The organism is Mesorhizobium sp. M7A.F.Ca.US.010.02.1.1 (genome assembly GCF_004023085.1).
Lineage (GTDB): Bacteria > Pseudomonadota > Alphaproteobacteria > Rhizobiales > Rhizobiaceae > Mesorhizobium.
In genome coordinates, this window is sequence record NZ_RZRV01000042.1 from 1 (window position 1) to 15,449 (window position 15,449).

The following is a 15,449-nucleotide window of genomic DNA, read 5'->3' on the forward strand; positions in this document are numbered from 1 at the left end:
ACAAACTCCAACTTCCCATCCATCACGCTGGTGTTCCCAAATGGCATCGCGAACCTCCCGGCGCAAAGCACGCCAAACTGTTCGCGATGTCCTCGCACACCTGTTCGCGATGTCTCCGGTCCAAACACCCCCTTGCGGGGGAGATGGCCGGCAGGCCAGAGGGGGGTGTTCAAGTGCTGAGCGTGCCGGCATGAACTGCATCAGAGGAGCAACCCTTGCCAGCTGAATCCGCATCGCCCGAACCCGTCCTGCTCGCCGTCGAGGGCATCACCAAGCATTTCGCCGGCGTCACCGCGCTAAGCGATGTCTCGCTCGACATCCGCCCCGGCGAAATCCTCGGCCTGCTGGGCGAAAACGGCGCCGGCAAGTCGACGCTCTTGAAAATTCTCTCGGGCGTCATGCCGCCGTCGGGCGGCCGCATCACTTTCGACGGTGCCGATTATCATCCATCCAGCCCGCAGGATGCCAAGCGGCTCGGCATCGTCACCATCTACCAGGAACTGAGCCTGATCCCGACGCTGACTGTGGCGGAGAATATCTTTATCGGCCGCGCGCCGATCGGTCCGCTCGGGCTGGTGAGTTGGGGGCGCATGGAGCAAGAATCGCGCTCGATCATCGCCCGCGTCGGCCTCTCCATCGATCCGATGACGCCGGTGTCGGCGCTGTCGGTGGCCGAACAGCAACTGGTCGAGATTGCCCGCGCCCTGTCGCTGAAAAGCCGGCTGATCATCATGGACGAGCCGACCTCGGCGCTGACCGAGACCGAGGTGCAGCGGCTGCTGTCGATCATGGATCGGCTGCGCAAGGACAAGGTCGCCATCATGTTCGTCACCCACCGGCTGGAGGAAGCGTCCGCCATATGCGATCGCATGACGGTGCTGCGCGACGGGCGGCTGGCCGGGCATCTTAACCGCGAGGGCGGACCGATCGCGCTGCCCAAAATCATCGAGAAGATGGTCGGCCGCGCGGCGTCCGAGCTCTACGCCCGGCCGGCGCAGCGCGCGGTGGCCGGCGATATCGTGCTGTCGGTGCGCGGCCTGCGCACCGTTCGCGACCCCGAGGCGCCCCACGCCATCGTGCTCGACGGCGTCGACATCGACCTCAAGGCCGGTGAAATCCTCGGCGTCGCCGGGCTTGTGGGGTCCGGCCGCACGGAACTGGCGCGCGCCATCTTCGGCGCCGACCGCATCGCGGCCGGCACCATCACGCTCGACGGGAAGCCGATCGCCCCGGCATCACCCGCGGACGCCATTGCGCTCGGCATCGGCCTGCTACCGGAGGACCGCAAGCACCAGGCGATCTTTGCCGCGCTGGGCATCCTGCCGAATTTCTCCATCGCTTCGCTGGGCAGCTTCAGCAACGGTTTCGGCTTCATGGCCGAGCGGCGCGAGCGCGATGCGCTGTCCGGGTTTCGCAAGATGCTGTCGATCCGCATGGCTTCGGCCGAGCAGGCGATCGAAGGCCTGTCGGGCGGCAACCAGCAGAAGGTGATCCTGGCGCGCTGGCTGGCGCGCGATCCGAAAGTGCTGATCGTCGACGAGCCGACTCGCGGCGTCGATGTCGGCGCCAAGACAGAGGTGCACCAGATCCTGGTGCAGCTTGCGGCGCGCGGCATTGCGGTGATGATGATTTCGTCCGAGCTGCCCGAGGTGCTTGCGGTGTCGGACCGCATCGTCACCATGCGCCGGGGACGCATCACCGGCCAGATGCCGGGCGTCGAGGCAAACGAGGAAAGACTGATGGAACTGATGGCACTCGACCGCAAGGAGATACTATGAGCGTGGCGGGGGAACAGGATCAGCGCGGCGGTGTCAACTTCGCGCGGCTTTTGATGAGCTTCGGGCCGCTGCTGTTCTTGGTGGCGCTGATCATCGTCTTCACGGTGCTGAAGCCGAGCTTCATGGACCCGATCAATTTGTTCAACATCACAAGGCAGATCTCGATCACCGGGCTGATTGCGCTCGGCATGACCTTCGTCATCCTCACCGCCGGCATCGACCTGTCGGTCGGTTCGCTGCTCGCCTTCTGCGGTATGGTCGCCGCCGTGGTCGCCAAGGGCGGCTCCGCCAACACGCTGTCGCTGTCGACGAGCGGCACGCAAGGGTTCGGCTGGTTCGCAGCACTCTTGGCCGCCGTCGTTGTGGGCGCTGCTGCCGGCGGGGTGCAAGGGCTTGTCATCACCCGGCTAAAAGTGCCGCCCTTCGTCGTCACGCTGGGCGGGCTGACGGTGTTTCGCGGGCTGACGCTGACCATCTCAAACGGCGGCCCGATCTCGGGCTTCGACGCCTCGATGCGCTGGTTCGGAACCGGGCTGATCGGCCCCGTGCCGGTGCCGGCGCTGATCTTCGCCGCGGCCGCCATCCTGTGCCACATCGTGCTGCGCTACACGCGCTACGGCCGAGCCGTCTATGCCGTCGGCGGCAATGCCGAGGCGGCAAGGCTGTCGGGCCTGCGCGTCGACCGCATCCTGATCTCGGTCTATGTCATCGTCGGCTTTTTTGCCGGGCTTGCCGCCTTCGTGCTGTCGGCGCGGCTGAACTCCTCCGAAGCAGTCGCCGGTATTGGCTACGAGCTGACGGTCATCTCGGCCGTCGTCATCGGCGGCACCTCGCTGTTCGGCGGCATCGGCTCTGTCGGCGGCACGGTGGTGGGCGCCGCGCTCATCGGCGTGCTGCAAAACGGGCTGCAGTTCAACAACGTCTCGTCCTACACGCAAAGCATCGTCATCGGGCTCATCCTGATCCTGGCGGTGGCGTTCGACCGGTGGCTGAAATCGCGGGTGAGAAGGTGAGGAGCAAAGGGGGAGGAGCGGTTGGCGCCCAGGCACCCCCCTCTGTCCTGCCGGACATCTCCCCCGCAAGGGGGGAGATTGGCAGCTTCGTCCTCGCCGCTTTCTCTTCAACGTTGAAAATTGGCGAAAGCAGTCATGACGTCCAATCTCCCCCCTTGCGGGGGAGATGTCCGGTAGGACAGAGGGGGGTGCCTCGCACCTGCGCTTGCTAGGGACCCCCATTCTTGCAAAACAAGCATGCTTTGCTAGAAAGACCTGGGGCGGGTGGCATCGTGAGAGAACCTCATGTTTGCCGATATCATCAGACCGATCACCTTGAGTTTTTCGCTGCTGCGGCGGTTCTGGCCGCAACTCGTGGCACTCGTGCTGGCCGGCGTGCTGGTCGGCGATCTCCTCATGCAGCTCGCGGCGAAGGTGGCGCTGGCCAATCACTTCGCCGGGCTGGCGATGCTGACGCTGGTGGCGCTGGCGCAGCTGGTGGTGACGGTGGCGATGTTCCATGTGTTGCGCCCCGGCCTGCCGCATGTGCTGGCCGCGCAGCGCAGCGCGGACAAGGCCGCAACCACCGAGGCGCAAGCCGTCAAGGAGCCGGGTGCTGTGGACCGGCGCGGCTCGCGGCTGGTGCGGATGATCACCATCGCGCTGCTGCCGTTCTTCGCCTATTACGCGGCCTGGGGATTTCTGGGCGACATCGTTCGCCAATATTCGCGCGCCACGCTCGACCAGGCCGATTTCGGCCAGAGCGCCAATGTGCTCGACGTGCTCGATTCGCGCTGGCTGCTGGTCTCGGTGGCGGTGTCCTGGCTGATCCACCGGCTGGCCAAATTCATGCAGACGAAAACGAAAGCCGCCTCGTTCTGGCAGATCGTCGTGGTGATCTGCGAGACCAACTGGATCTTCGTTGGCCTCTATGTGATCAGCCGCTGGAAGGACTCGGCGCTGCAATGGCTGATGAGCCGCAATTTCTGGTCGGCCCTGCAGGCCTCAGTGGACGGGCTGGCGAACCCGGTGCCGATGGCCTCGGCCGCCCCCATGGTGCCGGTCGAGTCGATCGCGCCATCGACGGTTGCCGTCAACCTGTTCTTCTTCATGTTGCTGCCGCTGATCTGGCTGGTGATGGCGGCGCTGATCTATGGCTATGACGTGCGCGACGATGCCGCCCTGATGCGCGTGCACGGCCGGCTGGAGCGCGCCGGCCGGCGCTATGTCGGCCTGCCGAAATTCCTGCGTGATTTCGTCGAGCATTTCATCGCCGGTTACCGCTCGCGCTATCTGCCGATCGCCAACGGGGTTCGGCTGACAGTCAGCTCCAGTCTGGTGCTTTTGTGCACGCTGGTCGTCGGCTACCGCTTGCTCGACTGGGGCGCTGCCTGGCTATGGCTGGGCACGACGCGGCTGATCGGTCCGCACGAGCTCGACGTCTGGCAGATTTTTTCGCATGGCGTGACGCTGCTGTTCGGCAGCCCGTTCCAGGATTCCTCCACCGGCATCCTGATCGAGCCGCTGCGCATATGCTTTCTCGCCGCCGTGCTGGAGACAGCGTTTTCGATGGCGAAGCGGGCGGGGAAGTGAATTCTCTCCGTTTACGGGGAGAAGGACGCTCACTTCGGCGGCCTCTGAAAGCGCAGGAACCACGGCCGCTCGCTGCCCAATCCGACAGCCGGGCGGATGGTCTTGATGGCGTCCTCGGGCACGATGAAGGTTTCGCCCACGGTGATGATTTCGCCCTTCTTGGCGCCGGAGAAGATCGCCGAGGTGCAGTTCATCACGCCGTCCGGCAGGCCGACGCCGGAGATGAAGTCGGACAGCCAGCGGCGCCCGGCGGCGTCGGTCAGTATCACCTTGCAGCCCAGCCACTGTTTTTGCAGATCGGGGTCGCCAACCGTTACCGCAAAGGTGGCGATGACGGCGAAGGCGTGGTCGGGCAAGCGGCCGGCCTTGCCGCCGCGCAGATCGGCCAGCCGCCACTCGCTGCCGCCGAATGGCACGGACTGGCCGAACTCGACATCCCTGGCGATGAGGTCGTCGCCGTGCAGCCATTCACGGACGCTGTCATAGCTGGTCTCGGCCAGCGTCAGCGGCAGCAGGATAGCGAGCGCGGCAAGACCGCGCCGGCGCCATTTTTTCTCGGTCTCTCGGCCTTCGTCGGCGGCTGGTTCGAGATCGGTCGAAACTGCGGTCATGCCTTTGCCTTGGTCTTGCTCAGTGTTGAGAGTTTCGAGCGCAAACTGCGCTGCGGAATTGCTTTGGGTTCAAGCTGGGTTACTCTGAAACGATTGAGCTCCCTGCATCGGAGAACAAAATTTGCAGAGTCCCGAACCGTTTCAGATTTCCGCGACGGATTTCTGGCTCCTGAGCCACCGGACTGACTCTGCTCTGCCCGGGTACCTGGTGCTTGGTTCCAAGCTGCCGACCAACAACCTCTTGGAACTGCCGCAAGCGGCTCTGGCCGAATTGGGCCCATTGCTTGCGGAAGCTCAGAAGGCATTGACGTCGCGGCTGCGGCCTAACCGGCTCTACATCAGTCGCTACGGCCATTCTCCGGGTCATTCGTTCCATTTTCACCTGATACCTGTCTATGACTGGGTCGAACGGCTCTTCTGGTCCGACCATCGATATCGATCCCTTGAACAGTTCACTGATGCGTCAAGCGAACCGGGCACCGATGGCGCGGAACTCACGCTGTTTATTTGGAGGGAATTTTGTGAGCGGGCCGATCCACCCCCTGTCGAAGGTCCTTCTGTTGCGGAAGTGATTGCATTGCTGCGCCAGGTCATGGGCAGTTAGGCTTGCGCGCCCCTTCCTACAGTCGCGCATCAAGATCGTATTGCGGCAAGACATCCGCTGGCTGGCCATCGGCGCCGGTCGGCACCGCGTCGAGGCTGATGCGGGCCTGGGCGTCGAGCGGGCCGAACCGGCGCGCGGCGACCAGCAGGCTGGCGCCGGGGATCTGGTCGGGCGGCACCTCGAAGATGAACAGGCCGCGTCTTTCCAACCCCGGATCAATGGAATGCGGCGGCATGTCCTGGCGGTAGCCCAGCCGTTCGCTCTGGTGGTAGCGCAGGCCGGTCGGGCCTTGCCAGGTGCCGTCGGCGACCGTGGTGGAGGTGCTGGTGGCGGTGAGACTGGTCGTCACCACCGCCCACAGGCCGCTGGTCGTCAAAAGCTTCTCCTGGCCGAACTGGTCGCTCTTCAGCGTGCGGGCAAAGACCACTCTGTCGAGGCGGACAGCGAAGCTGCGCGCCCGCACCGTGTCGTGGACGGCGCCGTCGACCGGGATCGGTGCGGTGAGCTCGGCATAATGCGGCTTCGACACCTGCATGCCGTAGCTCAGCGCCACGGTGGTGGCGAGGATCAGGAGATTGCCGATGGCCCGGATATTCATGAGCCGCCTTTCCGTGAGTCTGCCACGGGCAGGTCGACGACGGGCAAGGTGACGGTGCCGAGCCGAGTGGGATTGAACCAGCCGGGCGTCCCGTAAAGGTTGTCGCGCGGCTTGAAGATCTCGGCGATGATGCCGAAGCTGAGATTTGCCGGCACGATGGCGTCGCCGGCAAGCGGCCAGACATAGGCCATGCGTTCGGTCATGCCGGGATGCAGTTCCGGCGTCAGAGTCGAATCACGGGTCAGCGCGATCATCGGCAGGCCGTCGAGCAGAGCGAGTCCGTCCGGCGTGAAGACATTGAAATAGGCCTTGTCGGATTGCGCCGTGCGATTGGTCAGGTCGACCTCCAGCACCAGCGCCTTCTGGCCTGGTTTCAGCGGCACGCCATAGACCTTGGCGCGGCTGACATATGCACGCACCGGCTTGAGATGCCAACGCCCGGCATCGATGCCGGCATCGGGCGGCAATTGCGGCGGGGCGTGGGGGGGCAGGGCGCCGAACGCGCCCATCAGGCCGGCGACGAACAGGGCGGCGATGGTTCCCGCGCCGGCCGTTATCCAGGTTTGAAATTTTAAGCGGGCAGTCTTGAACATTCCAAACTATGCACGTCGACGATCAGCCACCCCTGCGCAGTCTAGAAAGAAAAAATTGCTGATGGAACCCGCAAATGGCTGGTCCAGCCTCACGCTGCTTCGCGCGCCCATAGAAGATGGCCATGGCGACGAAAATACCGCGCCACCAGCCGCTGTTGCTTGGCCCTGATCAGGTCGGGCAGGCGCCGCTCCTGGCGCCAGCGCGGTATGTTGCGCCAGCAGGCTATGAAGCGGACGGCGTCCTCGATGGCCTCCTCCGCCGAGAGGGCCGGGCCAATCGCGGCCAGGAACAGCGCCTCCGACGGTTTCAACGCGTCGATCACCGCCTTGCGCCTGACGTGATCCTGACGGGCGTGGGCGATGCCGTTGCGGCGGATGGCTTCGAAGGCTTCAAGCAGGGCCAGGCTGTCGCCGGCGTAACCGCAGGAACGGGCAAAATCGGCGGCAAGGGCGTCCATTATCGCTCCCGGGTTTGATGCAATGGGCGGGTTCGTGCTCCGACTCACATTTGCATATCCAGCGTGAAAGCATAACTCAAATTACCTTAGAAGAAAAACTTCTGGGAAAGTTTGAAAACTGCGACTCGACTCCGGGCGCAAAACACAGGAATATGCGAACAAATCAGGAACAAAGACGAGGCAGGGGCGATGGCATTGCCGGGCAGGGAACCAACAATGGCGCATGTCGCCTCGATCTCGGTCGAGTGCGCGGATTGCGGCCGCAACCGTTGGTGGCGGCCCGATCAGTTGAAGCGGTTCGGCGTGACGAGGAACACGCCGCTTGCCGCTCTGTCGGGCCGCATCGTCTGCTCGGCCTGCCGTGCCGACGGACTGCCGGGGGCGACCGTTACGATCCAGGCGGCCTTCATCGACGAGCGCCAGCGCGTGCGTAGCGAAGCGCAGATGCTGAGCGATCGCGAGGTGCCGCTGGAGGGAGCGCGGCGGGCTTGAGTCTTGTCGAAAGGGTGAACGGCCGGTTCGCGTAAGCGAATTGATCGTGCCAGTGGCACGATCAAAGGCCAGCGAACGCCGGGGCGCTGCGAAGCAGCGGGGACCCGGCAGGTGGATCCTGCGCTACCCGGCCCTTCGCAAGCTCAGGGCGTTCAAGGCTCGAAAAGCCAAGCAATTGGCTTTTCGTCCGCTGTGCGGACCGCCTTTCACCCCCGCAAGGGGAGAAGGCAAGAAGCGCTCCTCAATACCCCAGCAATTCCTTCAGCGAAATCACGCGCCAGACATGTTTGATGGCGTAGCGGTTGAAGGTCAGCGTCTTCGGCGGATTGTATTGCTCGACCACCAACTCGCCCGCCGTGCGTTTGACCAGCTTCTTGATGAAGGCCTTGCCGTTGCGCTCGTTTTCTTCGGGGAAGGTCTCGATCACCACGTGGTCGCCGGGCACCGCGTCGCGGCCGCCGCAATAGATCAGGTCGCCGGGCTCGTAACGCGGCACCATGGAATCCGAGAGCACGTGCAGGGCGAACACCTTCGGCAGGTTGCGCACGCCCGGCGGGCGCTGGACGTAGCCTGCCGGCTCGCCGTTGAAGGTGAAATCGCCATCGTCGCCGCCGACGGCCGCGCCTAGCACCTCGATATCCATCGAACCGGCGGGCAGCGGACCGGCATCGGTGACGATCTCCGCGTCGGCGACCGGTCCGGCATCGTCGAGAAACACGACCTGCCCTTGGCCCAGCGCCACCGGGTCGACGCGCAGGAAGGCGGCGGTCTTCAGGAGGTTCTCGGTCTTGGGCAGATTGCGGCCGGTTTCCCAGTTGCCGACGGCGGCGACATCGGTGTCGTTGTGCTCCGCAATGTGGCGCATGACCAGGCCGCGCTGCTTGCGCGCCTTGCGGATCGCCGCCCCGACCTTGATCGACAGTTCCGTTTTTGCCATGGCGCCCATGTGAGCGATGAAAGCGGCTCTCGTCTATGAAAGAATGGCTTGCATATATTTTCGAGTTATGCTTATATCCGGTCATGCAAAACCTGTCCAGCTTTGATGGCGCCGAGTCGCCGGCCTCACGCGAGGCGCATCCGGCGGTCATAACCGCCGCCCATTCCCTTCCGCCCCGGCCGTCCTCCTCCCCGGCCGGGGTGAAGCCCGAGGCTCAGTGCTTGACTGCACCAGCCTCGGGTCCGGTCCGCCTGTTTCCGGCGACCGGAACGGCCGGAGCCGCCGCTCCCAGCGGCTCCGGTCCCCAATTCGGCCGGCATGGCGCCGGCGGCTGGCCGATCCTGCATCCGCACCGAGGACGGCACCGTCATCCTGTTGGACAGGCTAACGGGCAGGGCGGTTTCCGCCCTGGACAGAAACACGGCCGAGGCGCGGCTTTTGCACCTTGCCGGCGGGAAATCGGCCCAATCCGGCTGAGGCTGGCCGGCTGACAGCCGGCTCTTGAAAAACAACCTGACTGCGGCCCGGCCACCGGGTCGAACCTTGACGCTGCCCGACGGCGCGCGGCCGAACTTTGGATGGAGCTGGTATATGGCAAGCTATAGCGACGCGGAATTGCACGAGATCGGCCGCTGGCTGAAGGACGGGCTTTCAGCCTCCAGGATTGCAGTCGCGTTCACCGCGCTGCGTGGCAGTCCGGTGTCGCGCGACGCCATCATCGGCATCGTGCATCGTAACGCCATGCTGGGCGCGATCGGCTTTGCCAATGGCAAGGGGCCGCCGCCGCGAGCCAGACAGGCCGGGGGCAAGCGCGCTGGAAGCAAGCGGGCCGATGGCATGTCGGCGAATGCGACGCCTGCCGTCGGCAAGATGCATGGCGTACTTGCCGCCAAGGATATCCATGCGCGTGAAGTGGCCCGGCCCAGGCGCGCCCATTCGTTCGTGCGCGAGGCGGGCGTGCTGATCGCCGACGGCGTAGCCTATCGCCTGGAGGTGCCGGCGCCGCCGCGCGCGGCCATCGGCCGGCAGCCGCATGGCGTGGCGATGCGCTTCATCGATTGCCTGTTTTCACGCTGCCGCGCGCCGCTGGATCTGACGGTGGAGGAGGATTCTGAAAACGATGCGCCCGGCAGCCGGCCGGGCGCCGACATGCTGTGCTGCGGCATGCGCACCACGCCGCTGAAAAGCTATTGCACCTACCATCAGGCGCGCTTCCAGCGCCGCGTATTTGTGGCGGGATGAGCACGCTCTCCCATTGCTGCGCCAGCCTCATCCGGCCGCTTCGCGGCCACCTTCTCCCCGTGGGGGAGAAGAGAGGGCACCCGACGGTGCAAGTCTCCTCTCCCCTCGGGGGTCCGAAGGACGGACGAGACACGTGGCTCGCCCCAAAATGGTCAGCCGAGCGAAGCGGAGGCTGGGTGAGGGGGCTGCCTCGCCGCACAAAGGTGGAGGATCTGAGATGAATCAAGCCCGGAGCAAAATCGCCAGAACCTTACTTCGGCATTTGCCGGCCCTGCTTGGGCGTGCGGCTCTGCATGCTCCTTGCGTCCATCGCCATCGCCGGGTTGCCTTCGGCGATCAATATGCCGGTCACCCGGGCAAAGCCGGTAAACACCTTCATGGCGTCGGCTTCGGAAATCTGCGCGGCGATCGCCGCGCTGCAGGCGTTAAGCGCGCTGCGGTAGACATGGCCGCGTCGCTCCAGCGGCCAGCGCTGCAGAAAATCGGCGGCTTCGCTGACGCTGTCGATCTCTTCGACCTCATCCTCCACCCGCACTTTGAGCGGCACTCCGGTTTTCATCGTACCCACCGCGTTCACCTTCGCTTTGCGCGCGGCTCTGTCTACCGCATCCTTAAACGCGCCCCGCTGGCGGGCGGTTGCATCAATTTTTCGGCTGGCTGGCGATCCTCATGGACTAGCCACCGCGTCCAGCCAGTCATGGGCGCGGCTTTTGGGCCTGGCCACCAGTATGTTCTGTTGCTTGGCCGCCCTGGTGAAGGCGTCGAATGCGATGCGCTGGCAGCAGGTGCCGTCGACGGCGAGCGTAACCAGCCGCGTCGCCTCGAGATAACCAGGTGCTGTCTTGTCGGGCCATTGGTGGCGCAGTGCCTCGGCTGCGCCGGCCACCGAACTGACCAGCATGGTTTTGTTGTCGCAAAAGCGCACGGTAACCGGCATGAAGGCTGTCATCGGCGAACCTCCCCTTGGCGTGGACGCGACATAACGTCGAAAGCTCGCGCCGGTTCCATCAGCCTGGATGCCGGGCGGCAAGGATGGTGGCGCAGCGGCGAAGAGGCGACGACCTCCGGTTCAACGAAGGCCAACCGAACGGCGGCCCTCTCCGCCCTGCCGACCATGTGGGGAGATGCCCAACAGCGCGAAGGATCGCCGCCTTGCCGTCCTCCATCATCCCAAGCCAACCAGGAGCCTTCCATGAGCAAAAAGACCAAATCCGCAAAACCGCAGGCGCCGAAATTGCCGAAGGGTGAGGCCGAGCAGGTGCGCATACGCCGCCAGATCGGCCATGATTTCGCGCTCAGGGATGACGCCTTCGGCCGCAAGCGGCTGGCGGCGGGAACGCTGGAGGCTGCTCGTGTCTACGAGGTGTCGAATGACGGCCACGCCGCCGCCGGCGGCATCGTGCGGGTGCGCGCCATCGATGCGCTTATCGGCATCACCTCGCTGTCGCGCCAGCAGCGCGAGGCAGGCCTGCGCTACCGCGAGGATTTCCGCTGCAGCCAGCAGGCTGATGTCAAGCCGATGCGCTGGACCGAGCGCGTCGACGGCGGCCGCGAGGGCGGCGGCATCGCCGACAGCGTTCTCGACGCCGGCAGGGCCTATGCCGCCGCCACAAGAGCGCTAGGCCATTGGGAGGTGGCCGCCGTGGTGCGACAAGTCTGCTGCGCTGACGGTTCCCTCAAGCGCCTGTCCGAGCAGACCGGCGAGGGCCGGAATGTGGTGACAAAGCTGCTGAAGGTGGGGCTGGATCTGCTGGCGGTGCATTACGGGATGATGATGAGGAGGTGAGGTGGTGAGGTGGTGAGATGGTGAGATGGTGCAACGGATGGCTCGCACGATGCGTAAAACATCGCTAGCCTAGGCGTTTGCATTCCCAGGAATAGAATCGTGAAAGCCGTTTTCGATGTGAAGCCGGGTTCTGGCTACGACGATGACATCACCCGCCGCTATCAATTCCCCGCTCGCAGCAATTATCTGGACGCTGCCCGGAACGCCATTGGCGACTGGGTGCTGTTTCGCGAACCGCAGCGCAATGGCGGCCGTCGTGCGTATATCGCCTATGCGCGTGTAACAGATGTCTTGCCGGATCCTGACCGATCCGACCGTTACTATGCCCATGTGACGGACTATCTCGAATTTCCTACACCGGTGCCTTTCGTTAAGGATGGCCGCTACGCGGAGGCGCTGTTGCGCGAGGTTCTCGACCCCAGCCACGTCGGCCAAGCCGTGCAGGGCAAGTCGATGCGCCCGATCCTGAGTGAGGATTTCGACAACATCGTGCTGGCTGGTTTGAATGAGACACTTGACCCTGCCAACGCCAGAAGGCTCAGCCCCGACATGCTGCCGCTGGATGTTCCATGGCCGATCCAGCCTGGTTTTGCCGGACAGCCCGGTTTTGCCGAGACGGTCGATCGTCGGGTCGAACAGATCTTGCTGAACCGCAAAATCCGCGACGCCACCTTCCGGTTGGAAGTCTGCCGTGCTTATGAGGATAAATGCGCAGTCACCGGCTTGCGCATTATCAATGGTGGCGGCAGGGCCGAGGTTCAGGCCGCTCATATCAAACCTGTCGCGGTCGGCGGGCCGGATGTTGTCCGGAACGGCATCGCGCTATCGGCCACCGTGCATTGGCTGTTCGATCGGCATCTGATTTCGATAGACGAAAACCATCGACTGCTGGTCGCGCACAACCGGGTGCCGAGCGAATTGAGAAATCTCTTCCGTCCGGAATCCCAGGGTTTGCATTGGCCCAAGGATGCGCGGTTGATGCCACATCCGGCGTTTCTGGCTCATCATCGCGAGCTGTTCGCGGGGGCGCATTGATTTGCCGCGCCGCGCCGCCCCTCATCCGCCTGCCGGCACCTTCTCCTCGTATAGACGGGGAGAAGGGAACCTCTAAAACAAGGCCCTCTCCAATGGCCCCGCCAGTGTCTCGGCAAAGCCCGTCGCCAAATGGTGCCTGTCACGAAACGCCAGCTTGCCTGATATGACGACGTGGCAGGTGGTCGGGCCGCAGAATTGGTTGGTGAGGTCGATGTAGCGGGTGTCGGGTACGCTGGTCACCACGGCGCGCTCGGCGGCGGCGGTGCTGTCGTTGGCGGCGTCCGCCCTTGGCGTATCGCAGTGCGGCGAGGGGGCTTCGCGCCACCACAGGGTGCGCGCCACGCAGGAGCCGGCGAAGCTGGCGTTAATCGGCGTGTCGCGGATAACAGCCGTCTCGACACCGGCCCGGCTGAAGGCCTGCAAGGTCGAGCGCAGGCCGGCCTGCCAGCGCGCTACTTCGGCGGTGCGTTCGGCGGCGGGCAGGTCGCGGGTCAGATTGCCGATGGAGAATTCGGAGATCACCACCAGGCGCGGCTTGCGGCGGATGATCTCTGATATGGCCTGCTCGCGCCAGGCGTCGCATTCGGTGTAGTCGCGCTTCAGCACGGTGTTGAAGGTGGAGAGCCGCGAGGCGCGGCACGATGATTTAAGATAGGTGATGACCTTTGTGTCGTTGCGCTTGGCCGCCTCGATCAGCGGCGTCGACCACTGGTCGGCGTGCGAATCGCCGAACAGCACGATGGTGCGGGTGGCATCGGCCGGGCCGAACATGCAGGGTTTCGGCGTCACCGTTTGGAAGTCGGCCAGGCAGTTCTTGTCGACGGCCCGCGCGATGGAAGGTCTTTCGACCGCCTGCTCGATGCCGCGCTGCTCGGGGCCGATGTTGCGCGTGGCCAGATGCGCATTGGCATAGGCGACCGCCACGCCGGCACAGGTCAGGGCGAGCGCCGGAGCGAGCGCGCGAGCGCCCACCGTCAGCCAGGCGCCGCGCCGCGCCGGGTTCTCGATGAGGTGATAGGTGAGCACCGACAGCGCTAGCGCCAGCACGCCGCAGCCAAGGCGCTGCGGCACGGTAAGATCGGGCGCCAGCATCCCGGCGTAGACGATGACCGGCCAGTGCCAGAGATAGAGCGAATAGGAGAGCGTACCGATCCATTGCAAAGGCGGCAGCGACAAAGCGGCGGTCGGTCCAAGGGCGTGCCAGCCGGTCCGTCCGTTGGTCTGCTCCCCGCCGACGCCGCTCAGCAGCACCAGCACGGTGCCGGCAACCGGCAGCAGCGCGTACCAGCCGGGGAAGGGCAGGTCTTCGCTGAGGCAGAGATAGGCGGCCGCGATCAGCGCCAGGCCGAGCCAGCCAAGTGCGGCCCGCAGCCAGATGCGGTGCTGCAGCAAGGCCATGGGGACCAGCGTCGCCAGGCCGCCGGCGGCGAACTCCCAGGCGCGCAGCGGCGAGAAATAGAAGGCCCAGGCCGGAGCGGCGCTGGTCAGCCACAGGCAGGCGGCGAAGGAGGCAAGGCCGGCAACGCCTATCACGGCTGCGGCCGTTCGCCGGCCCGGCCGCAGCCAAGCGGCCAGCAGAAGCAGCGCCGGCCAGGCCAGATAGAACTGCTCCTCCACCGACAACGACCAGAAGTGGATGAAGGGATTGCTGGTGGCGTCGGCGGCGAAATAGTCGAACGACCAGCGCAGCAGCCACAGATTGATGGCATAGGCGGAGGCGAACATGGCGCCGCGCGAATAGAGCGCCTGCTCCTGCGGCGCCAGGATGAAGTAGCCGGCGGCCAGCGTAACCAGGATGACGAACAAAGCTGCCGGCAGAAGCCGCCGCGCGCGCCTGGCATAGAAGCGCCAAAGGTCGAGCCGGCCGGTCTCGCCGATCTCCTGCATGAGGTGGGTTGTTATCAGCCAGCCCGAGATGACGAAGAAGATGTCGACGCCGGCAAAGCCGCCGGGGAGCGCGGTGAGGCCGAAATGGTAGGCGACGACACCGCCGACAGCGAGCGCGCGCAATCCTTGTATGTCCGACCGGAACGATGCTGCCACGACGGCTCCTTCGTGCAAGGCCCAGCCCCTGCGCAACGTCGGCCGGGCAGGCTGATATCGCAATGCAACAAATTTATCGCAGTGCAACATAAAACAATTTTGTCGCAGTGCAACATAGCAGGAATGGAAATGGGCCGGCGCGCCGGCCGGGCTTGATCGTTGCGTGGCGGGCTTGGCCGCGCGCCCTGCGGCAGACGCAAAACAGCCCCGCGAAGGGGCTGTTTCTCATCGGTTCGCTGGATTGCTACTTGCTGCCGCCGTTCGCTTTCACGCTGCTGCAGAATTCCGGATGGCTGTTGGCCGCAGTGGCGTCCTTCGCCTCGTCCTCGCAGGCCTTCATCATCGCGGTCTGGTCGTCCGGCGTAAGGGCCTTCCAGGCCTTCACGAAGTCGTCGTTGCTGACCATCGTCTTCATGCCGCTATCGGTGTAGAAGGGCTGCATCTTGGCCGGATCGTCGAGAGCCGACGTGCCGGTGTCGCCTGCCGCAAGCGCGGAGCCGGCAACCATCGAGAGCGTCATCGCGCCGAAACAGATCATCTTGATGTTCATGGTGTACTCCTCCTGTTGCTTGGGATCGTCGAAGCAACGATCAGTTGGAAAACGACAGGTTTGGGTGAAAGTTCCGGCATTTTTTGCGCAAAAATCCCGAAACGAAGAAAAATATAGTCGAAAAACTTGAAACTTTC

General features: G+C 64.5%; 17 protein-coding genes. 8 read left to right on the forward strand and 9 right to left on the reverse strand.

Annotated features, from left to right (window positions below; translation table 11 throughout):
- Nucleotides 1–215: 215 nt before the first annotated feature.
- From EOA19_RS28815 to EOA19_RS28830, 3 genes are all read left to right on the forward strand, one after another.
- The gene (locus EOA19_RS28815) at nt 216–1,778 is read left to right on the forward strand and encodes a sugar ABC transporter ATP-binding protein (RefSeq protein ID WP_128305540.1); all 1,563 of its coding nucleotides are present in this window, start codon (nt 216–218) and stop codon (nt 1,776–1,778) included.
- The gene (locus EOA19_RS28820) at nt 1,775–2,791 is read left to right on the forward strand and encodes an ABC transporter permease (RefSeq protein WP_128305541.1); all 1,017 of its coding nucleotides are present in this window, start codon (nt 1,775–1,777) and stop codon (nt 2,789–2,791) included. Before EOA19_RS28815 ends, EOA19_RS28820 begins: the two co-directional genes overlap by 4 nt.
- Before the next feature lie 285 nt (nt 2,792–3,076).
- The gene (locus EOA19_RS28830) at nt 3,077–4,363 is read left to right on the forward strand and encodes a hypothetical protein (protein ID WP_023813282.1); all 1,287 of its coding nucleotides are present in this window, start codon (nt 3,077–3,079) and stop codon (nt 4,361–4,363) included.
- A gap of 29 nt (nt 4,364–4,392) precedes the next feature.
- Here EOA19_RS28830 and EOA19_RS28835 read toward each other — a convergent pair whose 3' ends face one another.
- Nucleotides 4,393–4,974: a hypothetical protein gene (locus tag EOA19_RS28835; protein ID WP_023813283.1), complete on the reverse strand. Its 582-nt coding sequence runs from the start codon at nt 4,972–4,974 to the stop codon at nt 4,393–4,395.
- A 121-nt stretch (nt 4,975–5,095) separates the two neighbouring features.
- On the opposite strand from EOA19_RS28835, the gene EOA19_RS28840 reads away from it, so the two are divergent.
- Nucleotides 5,096–5,578, forward strand: coding sequence for an HIT family protein (locus tag EOA19_RS28840; RefSeq protein WP_128305542.1), 483 nt, complete (start codon nt 5,096–5,098; stop codon nt 5,576–5,578).
- Nucleotides 5,579–5,594: 16 nt separating this feature from the next.
- Here EOA19_RS28840 and EOA19_RS28845 read toward each other — a convergent pair whose 3' ends face one another.
- The 3 genes from EOA19_RS28845 to EOA19_RS28855 form a co-directional block, all read right to left on the reverse strand.
- Nucleotides 5,595–6,176: a hypothetical protein gene (locus tag EOA19_RS28845; protein ID WP_128305543.1), complete on the reverse strand. Its 582-nt coding sequence runs from the start codon at nt 6,174–6,176 to the stop codon at nt 5,595–5,597.
- Nucleotides 6,173–6,769 (reverse strand): hypothetical protein, encoded by a 597-nt coding sequence (locus EOA19_RS28850; protein WP_128305544.1) that lies wholly within the window; start codon nt 6,767–6,769, stop codon nt 6,173–6,175. The genes EOA19_RS28845 and EOA19_RS28850 overlap by 4 nt, the downstream gene beginning before the upstream one ends.
- Nucleotides 6,770–6,858: 89 nt before the next feature.
- On the reverse strand, nt 6,859–7,227 hold the full coding sequence (locus EOA19_RS28855) for a hypothetical protein (RefSeq protein WP_023813287.1): 369 nt from the start codon (nt 7,225–7,227) through the stop codon (nt 6,859–6,861).
- Between the two features lie 189 nt (nt 7,228–7,416).
- Between EOA19_RS28855 and EOA19_RS28860 the strand changes: the two genes are divergently transcribed.
- Nucleotides 7,417–7,719, forward strand: a complete 303-nt coding sequence (locus EOA19_RS28860) for a hypothetical protein (RefSeq protein ID WP_031213614.1) — start codon at nt 7,417–7,419, stop codon at nt 7,717–7,719.
- Between the two features lie 241 nt (nt 7,720–7,960).
- Here EOA19_RS28860 and EOA19_RS28865 read toward each other — a convergent pair whose 3' ends face one another.
- On the reverse strand, nt 7,961–8,665 hold the full coding sequence (locus EOA19_RS28865; RefSeq protein ID WP_023813289.1) for a helix-turn-helix transcriptional regulator: 705 nt from the start codon (nt 8,663–8,665) through the stop codon (nt 7,961–7,963).
- A gap of 582 nt (nt 8,666–9,247) precedes the next feature.
- On the opposite strand from EOA19_RS28865, the gene EOA19_RS28875 reads away from it, so the two are divergent.
- Nucleotides 9,248–9,898, forward strand: a complete 651-nt coding sequence (locus tag EOA19_RS28875; protein ID WP_023813291.1) for a GcrA cell cycle regulator — start codon at nt 9,248–9,250, stop codon at nt 9,896–9,898.
- Nucleotides 9,899–10,148: 250 nt separating this feature from the next.
- Here EOA19_RS28875 and EOA19_RS28880 read toward each other — a convergent pair whose 3' ends face one another.
- Both EOA19_RS28880 and EOA19_RS28885 read right to left on the reverse strand, forming a co-directional pair.
- Nucleotides 10,149–10,457: a DUF982 domain-containing protein gene (locus tag EOA19_RS28880; protein ID WP_023813292.1), complete on the reverse strand. Its 309-nt coding sequence runs from the start codon at nt 10,455–10,457 to the stop codon at nt 10,149–10,151.
- A gap of 108 nt (nt 10,458–10,565) precedes the next feature.
- Nucleotides 10,566–10,847, reverse strand: a complete 282-nt coding sequence (locus EOA19_RS28885; protein WP_023813293.1) for a DUF982 domain-containing protein — start codon at nt 10,845–10,847, stop codon at nt 10,566–10,568.
- Between the two features lie 243 nt (nt 10,848–11,090).
- Between EOA19_RS28885 and EOA19_RS28890 the strand changes: the two genes are divergently transcribed.
- Together EOA19_RS28890 and EOA19_RS28895 are read left to right on the forward strand one after the other, a co-directional pair.
- A complete protein-coding gene (locus EOA19_RS28890) occupies nt 11,091–11,684 on the forward strand; it encodes a DUF6456 domain-containing protein (RefSeq protein WP_023813294.1) in 594 nt (197 codons plus the stop codon).
- A 99-nt stretch (nt 11,685–11,783) separates the two neighbouring features.
- Nucleotides 11,784–12,719 carry an HNH endonuclease gene (locus EOA19_RS28895; RefSeq protein ID WP_023813295.1) on the forward strand — a complete coding sequence of 312 codons (936 nt, stop codon included), beginning with the start codon at nt 11,784–11,786 and terminating at the stop codon, nt 12,717–12,719.
- Nucleotides 12,720–12,791: 72 nt separating this feature from the next.
- On the opposite strand, the gene EOA19_RS28900 is transcribed toward EOA19_RS28895, so the two are convergent.
- Together EOA19_RS28900 and EOA19_RS28905 are read right to left on the reverse strand one after the other, a co-directional pair.
- Nucleotides 12,792–14,762 carry an acyltransferase family protein gene (locus EOA19_RS28900; protein WP_128305545.1) on the reverse strand — a complete coding sequence of 657 codons (1,971 nt, stop codon included), beginning with the start codon at nt 14,760–14,762 and terminating at the stop codon, nt 12,792–12,794.
- 244 nt (nt 14,763–15,006) lie between these two features.
- Complete coding sequence (locus EOA19_RS28905) at nt 15,007–15,312, reverse strand: hypothetical protein (RefSeq protein ID WP_023813297.1); 306 nt, start codon at nt 15,310–15,312, stop codon at nt 15,007–15,009.
- Nucleotides 15,313–15,449: the final 137 nt, after the last annotated feature.

What these genes read in the sequence shown, in the direction of transcription:
- EOA19_RS28820 (WP_128305541.1), top strand. Translation starts at nt 1,775, where the DNA reads ATGAGCGTGGCGGGGGAACAGGATCAGCGCGGCGGTGTCAACTTCGCG.
- EOA19_RS28830 (WP_023813282.1), top strand. Translation starts at nt 3,077, where the DNA reads ATGTTTGCCGATATCATCAGACCGATCACCTTGAGTTTTTCGCTGCTG.
- EOA19_RS28835 (WP_023813283.1), bottom strand. Translation starts at nt 4,974, where the DNA reads ATGACCGCAGTTTCGACCGATCTCGAACCAGCCGCCGACGAAGGCCGA.
- EOA19_RS28845 (WP_128305543.1), bottom strand. Translation starts at nt 6,176, where the DNA reads ATGAATATCCGGGCCATCGGCAATCTCCTGATCCTCGCCACCACCGTG.
- EOA19_RS28850 (WP_128305544.1), bottom strand. Translation starts at nt 6,769, where the DNA reads ATGTTCAAGACTGCCCGCTTAAAATTTCAAACCTGGATAACGGCCGGC.
- EOA19_RS28855 (WP_023813287.1), bottom strand. Translation starts at nt 7,227, where the DNA reads ATGGACGCCCTTGCCGCCGATTTTGCCCGTTCCTGCGGTTACGCCGGC.
- EOA19_RS28860 (WP_031213614.1), top strand. Translation starts at nt 7,417, where the DNA reads ATGGCATTGCCGGGCAGGGAACCAACAATGGCGCATGTCGCCTCGATC.
- EOA19_RS28865 (WP_023813289.1), bottom strand. Translation starts at nt 8,665, where the DNA reads ATGGGCGCCATGGCAAAAACGGAACTGTCGATCAAGGTCGGGGCGGCG.
- EOA19_RS28875 (WP_023813291.1), top strand. Translation starts at nt 9,248, where the DNA reads ATGGCAAGCTATAGCGACGCGGAATTGCACGAGATCGGCCGCTGGCTG.
- EOA19_RS28880 (WP_023813292.1), bottom strand. Translation starts at nt 10,457, where the DNA reads ATGAAAACCGGAGTGCCGCTCAAAGTGCGGGTGGAGGATGAGGTCGAA.
- EOA19_RS28885 (WP_023813293.1), bottom strand. Translation starts at nt 10,847, where the DNA reads ATGACAGCCTTCATGCCGGTTACCGTGCGCTTTTGCGACAACAAAACC.
- EOA19_RS28890 (WP_023813294.1), top strand. Translation starts at nt 11,091, where the DNA reads ATGAGCAAAAAGACCAAATCCGCAAAACCGCAGGCGCCGAAATTGCCG.
- EOA19_RS28905 (WP_023813297.1), bottom strand. Translation starts at nt 15,312, where the DNA reads ATGAACATCAAGATGATCTGTTTCGGCGCGATGACGCTCTCGATGGTT.